The organism is Acinetobacter sp. V2 (assembly GCF_001188385.1).
GTDB classification, from domain to species: Bacteria; Pseudomonadota; Gammaproteobacteria; order Pseudomonadales; family Moraxellaceae; genus Acinetobacter; species Acinetobacter oleivorans.
The window spans coordinates 433,958-439,873 of record NZ_JZFB01000003.1 but is presented as its reverse complement, the minus strand read 5'-3'; the positions used below and the strand labels follow the sequence as shown (position 1 = coordinate 439,873).

Sequence of the window (5,916 nt, the reverse complement as noted above, 5' to 3'; positions counted from 1 at the left end):
CTGCGCAACATCAAGTGCAATATCATCAATGCTGACCAGCACATTGGCCTGCTCAACCTGAACCTTGGCTTGCTCAACGTCTACACCTGATTTAACTTTGCCAAAATCATAGAGCATTTGAGTCGCATTTAAGGTCAACAACTGCCTACCACGCTCACCACTAGTCAAGTCACCTGTAGTAATACCACCTGAAAGCTGTGGATAATAACCAGCCTTGGCGTAATCAATACCTGCGTTTTGGCCAGCTAAAGTAGAAATGGCTTGAGAAATATCAGGGTTACGCTGGATTGCGATTTTCACCGCTTCCTGCAAAGTCATTTTGCTTGATGGCAAACTTGAATAAGATCCAGCCGATCGATCATTGAGTTGAACAGTCGGAAACTCCTGAACTCTAGAACGATCTAACTTAAAATTACTCAGCTCTTGCATCTTGGCAACTTTAAATTCATCACTACTTTTTGGGGCAAAAAGTTGTGATAAGTTGTCTTTTAAGGTGTGATATTGCTCACTTGGTTTAGCAGCATATATCACCACAGGTACATGCAATGAAGTTAAAAGCATCAACCCTTTCAGGAAAGCCGGCTTTTTACATGTCCTTGTTACTCTTCTCTGGTTATATCCAATCATGCTTGTCTTGTTGATCTTGTTTGTTATCGTTTAAAAGCTTTTACATTCTACATATTTTTTTGCATAAAGAAGCATAATTGCAGGAATAATTCACACATTATAATTCTATTAAATGAATAAGTTAAATCATTGTTTTTAAAAACTAAATATAAAAAAACTAAAAAGAGGCACTGACCTCTTTTTAGACAAATAGATTAACTTTGTTATTTAAACTGTAAAATCGTCACCTAAGTAGACTTTACGGACTTGCTCGTTATCCAGAATTTCTTGTGGTGTACCTTCTGCAATTACAGCCCCTTCACTCACAATATATGCACGTTCACAAATTGCTAAAGTTTCACGTACGTTATGGTCAGTAATGAGTACACCGATGCCACGATCCTTCAAAGTCTGGATAATATCTTTAATATCTCCAACCGAGATTGGGTCAACACCGGCAAATGGTTCATCAAGCAACATAAATTTAGGATCAGCAGCCAATGCACGTGCAATTTCAGCACGGCGGCGTTCACCACCAGACACGCTCATTCCTAATGAATCTTTAATATGACTAATTTTAAAGTCATTTAATAATTCAGTAAGTCGTTGCTGGCGTTGTTGCTTATTTAAGTCCTTACGTGTTTCTAAAATGGACATAATATTTTCAGCAATGGTCAGCTTTCTAAAAATAGAAGCCTCTTGCGGAAGATATCCAATGCCCTTGCGTGCCCGTTCATGCATTGCCAAATCGGACATATCAAGATCATCAAGGTGAATTTCACCTTTGTCCATACGCACTAGCCCTACAACCATATAGAAGCTTGTTGTTTTTCCTGCACCGTTAGGGCCAAGCAAACCAACAATCTGTCCACTTTGCATACTAAAAGATACGTCTTTGACGACCCAACGCTTACTATAGTTTTTTCCTAAGTGCTTAATACACAAAGTTTGGGGTTGTTGAAGAGCTTGTTGCATTAGTCACGCGCTCCTGGAAAGCTTTTTGAACTTGATGGTGGAATAATAATCTGTACACGATTTGATGATGAACCTTGAGCTTCAACATCACCTTTGTTCATACTATATTTCAATGAGTTACCACGAATACTAGAACCATCTTGATATAAATATGCCCCACCATTCAATGTAATAATGCCCGTATCTGCATTATAAACAATGGTCTGTCCTTCACCGCGTGCCACGCCCTTATCAGCACTTATTTGTTGCTGAAACTTAGATGGTCGGCCTTTAGCAGTAATGGTTTGGATTTCACGCTTAGAGTTTAGTGTAGCAACAATCGAATCTGCTTGAAGCTTCATCGTACCTTGCTCAATCACGACATTACCGGTGTATGTCGTCAAACCAGTTTTTTCGTTATAAGTTGCACGGTCTGCCACGAGTGAAATTTGTTGATTACGGTCAGACGGCAATGCAAAAGTCGAAGCTGATGATAAAGCAACGAATGTAATAACCGCAGCTTGTTTTAGGAAAGCTGAAGAACGTTTTAAATTAAGACTTTGGTACATACTTTCCTCGAATATTAAAAAATTCGTACTGACCGTTATTCAAATTGGCTTTTAATCCTTTGCTAACAAAATCGCCTTGTGGAGCTTGAACAACCACTTGATGATCCGTTTCAATCTCTCTGGTCTTTGGATAACCCGTTAACTCATCGGTTTTGAATTCAATTTTCCCTTGTGGAGCAAGTTTCGTTGCGACCACATCACCCGATAATATAACTTTACGATTATCATCATAGCCATTTGCCTGTTTCGCAAAGAACGTCGCATCAACCTTGCCATCTTTATATATAGAGGCATTAAGTTGATCCAACTTTGATGTTTTTTGTTGCATATCCTGTTCAAGCTGACGAACTTCAGCACGAATATACAAATTGCCTTGATCATCAGTTTGAGTCAAATGGACGCCCTGCGCCGAATATGTCATATTCTTCGCAGAACCAATGTCTAGTTTTTTTGCTTTGCCACTATAGTAGTAATAACCACCACTTATAGCAGCAATAACTACAGCAACAATAGATAAAACTCTGGTATCCATGAGCAGGAATAGCCTACCTTTTTAAGTAATCTTATTATTAATGCGGTACTGCAAGATATTTTTCAAGAAGTTCTTGGTAAATGCCTTTTGCGATCAGCAACATATCACAGACTTCACGTACAGCACCACGTCCGCCCATTGACTGGGTAACTAAATGCGCACGGCGACGCACTTCTTCATGACCATTTGGCACAGTGACACTCATTCCTGCGATTGCAAAAGCAGATAAATCAGGCCAATCATCGCCCATATACAAGCAATCGGAAGGCAAAATATTAAACTGTGCACAAGCTTCACGTAACGCAAAACCTTTGTCTTCACGACCTTGAAAAACGAGGTCTACGCCTAAATCAGACATACGTTTTTCAACAATATTACTTTTTCGGCCCGTAATAATGATGACTTTCATGCCTGCTTGCTGCACAAGTTTCATGCCTAAACCATCACGAATATCGAATGATTTAATCTCATCGCCACTATTGGTTAAAGTCACAAAGCCATCACTCAAAATACCATCTACATCCAGAACCAATGCCTGTAAGTGACGTGCTTGTTCTAACAATGCATAAGATGCCATTGATTAATTTACCCCTGCCTGAATAAGGTCATGCATACTAATTACACCAATCACTTTATTTTGGTCATTAACCACAACAAATTGACTGATTTTTTTCAGGTTAAGCTGTTGTAGAGCTTCTACCGCACGTGCTTCTTGAGAAATAGTTGACGGTTTTTTTGTCATTACTTCAGAAACAGGTAAATTCACATCGAAACCTTGCTGTTTATCAATTAAACGACGCAAGTCACCATCGGTGAAAATACCAAGCAAATGTTCCTGTTCATCTACAATCGTGGTCAAGCCTAAACGCTTATTAGAAATTTCGTAAAGCACTTGATTCATTGGCGTATCTGGTGAAACTTTTGGCAATTCATCGCCTGTATGCATAAGGTGTTTTACATGTAAAAGTAAACGCTTACCCAATGCTCCAGCAGGATGTGAGCGAGCAAAATCATCTGCAGTAAAACCACGCGCTTCAAGTAAAGCAACAGCCAGCGCATCACCCAACACTAAAGTTGCTGTCGTGCTCGATGTCGGGGCTAATCCTAGTGGGCATGCTTCATCAGACTCACCTAAAGTTAAAGCGATGTCAGCATTTTGGGGCATTGGCCCTTTATCAGTACGGCTAATGGTAATAAGAGGTACACCAAGATGTTTGATGAGTGGCATCAACATCATGATTTCATCGCTTTTTCCAGAATTGGAAATCGCAATTAAAACGTCACCACGAACCAGCATCCCCAAATCGCCATGCCCAGCTTCGCCCGGATGCATAAAGAAAGATGGTGTACCAGTTGAAGCAAAAGTCGCAGCCATTTTACGGCCAATATGCCCTGACTTCCCCATGCCAGTAATCACAACACGGCCTTTACACTGTAACAATATTTCACAAGCCTGACTAAAACTGTCATTAATTTGTGTTGCTAACACGTCTAGGGCTTGCTGCTCAATACGCAAGGTTGCTAATGCGCTGCTTTGAAAATCTGTAGGATTGGGCATACGAGTTTGACTCAAAATAATTGATCTGATCTCTTATGAAGATCGGTGATTTTAATCAAAAGATTTGGGGGCATTCTAACATAACTCAATCATCTACACGTTTTTAAATGTATAAGATTTCACAAGCTTATAAAATTCTTGCATAAACCTTTGTGAAAAATGATGCATCAGTTATGATGTAACACTGTTTTTGTTGAGTGTTTGAAAACCCTTATGCAACCGTTTGTTTTATATAACTCTGAGCAACGAAAAAAAGTTGAATTTGTACCTCGCAAAGAAGGTCACATCGATATGTACGTCTGCGGTATGACCGTTTACGATTACTGTCATATCGGGCATGCTCGAGTTATGGTTGCATTTGACTACATTATTCGTTTCTTACGTAGTCAAGGCTGGAATGTTCGCTATATTCGCAACATTACCGACATTGACGATAAAATCATTAAACGTGCGAATGAAAATGGTGAAACCATTCAGCAGCTCACTACTCGTTTCATTGATGCAATGAACGAAGATGCAGCTAATTTAGGCTGTGCTGCACCTGATGAAGCACCTAAAGCGACTGAATATATTGATCAGATGCAAAATATGATTGGCAATCTGGTCAATAAAGGTTCTGCTTACCCTGCTGCAAATGGCGATGTTTATTTTGAAGTTACCAAATTTGAGAAATATGGTCGCCTCTCTGGCCGTAAGCTTGATGACATGCAAGCTGGTGCGAGTGAGCGTGTTGATGTAGAAGTTGAAAAGAAACATCCGTTTGACTTTGTACTTTGGAAACATGCCAAAGAAAATGAACCATCTTGGGCATCACCTTGGGGTAATGGCCGTCCGGGTTGGCACATTGAATGTTCTGCAATGTCGACTTGCTGCCTAGGCAATCACTTTGATATTCATGGTGGTGGTTCAGATTTAATGTTCCCTCACCATGAAAATGAAATTGCGCAAAGTGAAGCGTCAACTGGCGAACAATATGTAAATTACTGGATGCATGTTGGTTTCATTAACGTTGATGGTGAAAAGATGTCTAAGTCTTTAGGCAACTTCTTTACGATTCGTGACGTGATGGAGAAATTCCACCCTGAAGTGATTCGCTACTTTATTGTGTCTTCACATTATCGTAGTCCTGTGAATTTCTCTGATGTGGCACTGAAAGAAGCAAAAACTTCTTTAACTCGTTTCTATCACTCATTTAAAGCTTACCAACAAGTGTATGGTCAAACGACAACTGAAACGCTTGATCAAAGCTTTGTTGAACGTTTTAATAATGCAATGTGTGATGACTTCAACACTGCCGAAGCAATGGCTGTATTGTTTGAACTGAACAAAGAATTGAACCGTGCTGTAAAAGAAGAGCAAGCTGACCAAGCGATTGTGCTTTATTCGACATTACGTCACCTCACCAACATTTTAGGTTTGGTACAACACAATGTAGATGATTTCTTAAAATCAGATATTGGACAAGAAGCGCTTACTTTGTCTGATGCTGAAATTGAAGATTTCATTCAACAACGTGTTGATGCGAAAAAAGCAAAAGACTTTGCTAAAGCAGATGGTATTCGTCAGTCTTTGCTCGACCAAGGTGTTGTATTAGAAGATACGCGTCAAGGTACAGTTTGGCGCCGTGCTGATTAAATGTTCAATTAAATCACAAGAGTGTTGACACTTTAGTGAAACACTCTATAATGTGCTCACAT

General features: G+C 39.7%; 7 protein-coding genes. 1 reads left to right on the top strand and 6 read right to left on the bottom strand.

All coding sequences use genetic code 11. The annotated features are described in order from the left end of the window. The 6 genes from UC75_RS12940 to UC75_RS12915 all read right to left on the bottom strand — a co-directional run. On the bottom strand, positions 1 to 561 hold a 561-nt coding region (locus tag UC75_RS12940; RefSeq protein WP_164837880.1), incomplete at its 3' end, for a TolC family protein. A 273-nt stretch (positions 562 to 834) separates the two neighbouring features. Further along, on the bottom strand, positions 835 to 1,581 hold the full coding sequence (gene lptB, locus UC75_RS12935; protein WP_003650837.1) for an LPS export ABC transporter ATP-binding protein: 747 nt from the start codon (positions 1,579 to 1,581) through the stop codon (positions 835 to 837). After that, the gene (lptA, locus tag UC75_RS12930; protein WP_005303751.1) at positions 1,581 to 2,129 is read right to left on the bottom strand and encodes a lipopolysaccharide transport periplasmic protein LptA; all 549 of its coding nucleotides are present in this window, start codon (positions 2,127 to 2,129) and stop codon (positions 1,581 to 1,583) included. Before lptA ends, lptB begins: the two co-directional genes overlap by 1 nt. Further along, positions 2,113 to 2,661: an LPS export ABC transporter periplasmic protein LptC gene (gene lptC, locus UC75_RS12925; RefSeq protein WP_049837842.1), complete on the bottom strand. Its 549-nt coding sequence runs from the start codon at positions 2,659 to 2,661 to the stop codon at positions 2,113 to 2,115. Before lptC ends, lptA begins: the two co-directional genes overlap by 17 nt. Positions 2,662 to 2,698: 37 nt before the next feature. Then, positions 2,699 to 3,238: a KdsC family phosphatase gene (locus UC75_RS12920; protein ID WP_049837841.1), complete on the bottom strand. Its 540-nt coding sequence runs from the start codon at positions 3,236 to 3,238 to the stop codon at positions 2,699 to 2,701. A gap of 3 nt (positions 3,239 to 3,241) precedes the next feature. After that, a complete protein-coding gene (locus UC75_RS12915) occupies positions 3,242 to 4,219 on the bottom strand; it encodes a KpsF/GutQ family sugar-phosphate isomerase (protein WP_049837840.1) in 978 nt (325 codons plus the stop codon). Positions 4,220 to 4,432: 213 nt separating this feature from the next. Here UC75_RS12915 and cysS point away from each other — a divergent pair, with 213 nt between their 5' ends. Beyond that, positions 4,433 to 5,854, top strand: coding sequence for a cysteine--tRNA ligase (gene cysS, locus UC75_RS12910; RefSeq protein WP_049837839.1), 1,422 nt, complete (start codon positions 4,433 to 4,435; stop codon positions 5,852 to 5,854). Positions 5,855 to 5,916: the final 62 nt, after the last annotated feature.